This is a genomic window from Actinomadura chibensis NBRC 106107, assembly GCF_001552135.1.
Classification (GTDB): Bacteria; Actinomycetota; Actinomycetes; order Streptosporangiales; family Streptosporangiaceae; genus Spirillospora; species Spirillospora chibensis.
In genome coordinates, this window is the sequence record NZ_BCQP01000127.1 from 1 (window position 1) to 1,149 (window position 1,149).

Here is a 1,149-nt window from a genome sequence, read left to right on the forward strand (position 1 = left end):
GAGGAGTTGGCGGGCGATGACCATGCGCTGGATCTGGTTGGTCCCCTCATAGATCTGAGTGATCTTGGCGTCGCGCATCATCCGCTCCACCGGGAACTCCCGCGTATACCCATACCCGCCCAGCAACTGCACCGCATCGGTCGTGACATCCATCGCCACATCCGACGCCAACGCCTTGCACGCCGACGACACCAACGTCAGATCCGCGACCCGCTCCCCCCGCATCACCCGCTCGGACTTCACCGCCGCGTGATACGTCAACTGCCGCGCCCCCTCCAACCGCATCGCCATATCCGCCAACATGAACTGCACACCCTGAAAATCAGCGATCGCCCTCCCGAACTGGCGCCGCTCCTTGACGTATCCGAGCGCGAAATCCAACGCGCCCTGCGCGATCCCCAACGCCTGCGCCGCGATCGTGATCCGCGTGTGGTCCAACGTCGCCAACGCGGTCTTGAACCCCGTCCCCTCCGCCCCGATCATCCGATCCGCCGGAATCCGCACATCCTCCAAGACCACCTGACGGGTCGGCGACCCCTTGATCCCCAACTTGCGCTCCTTGGGCCCGAACGACACCCCCGCATCGCCCCGCTCCACCACGAACGCCGAGATCCCCCGCGCCCCCGCACCCGGATCGGTCACCGCCATCACCGTGTAGAACTCCGACTCCCCCGCATTGGTGATCCACATCTTGGCGCCGTTCACCACCCAATGATCACCATCACGCACCGCACGCGTCCGCATCCCCGCCGCGTCCGACCCCGCCTCAGCCTCCGACAACGCATAGGAGAACATCGCCTCACCACGCGCCACCGGCCCCAGATACCGCCGCTTCAACTCCTCCGACCCCGCCAACAGCACCGGCACCGTGCCCAACTTGTTCACCGCCGGGATCAACGACGACGACGCACACGCCCGCGCCACCTCCTCGATCACGATCACCGTCGCCAACGCGTCCGCGCCCGCACCGCCGTAGGCTTCGGGCACATGCACCGCGTGCAACTCGGCCGCCACCAGCGCCTCCAGCGCCTCGACCGGGAACCGCGACTCCTCATCCACCGCCGCCGCGAAAGGAGCGATCTTGGCATCGGCCAGCTCACGCACCGTCCCCCGCAGCAACTCATGCTCCGCCGACGGCGCGTACGCGGG

1 protein-coding gene is annotated in these 1,149 nt (G+C 67.3%); it reads right to left on the reverse strand.

Annotated elements, in window-relative coordinates; genetic code table 11:
* Nucleotides 1-1,149: acyl-CoA dehydrogenase family protein (locus ACH01S_RS41730; protein ID WP_255220394.1), on the reverse strand; the 1,149-nt coding region annotated here is incomplete at both ends.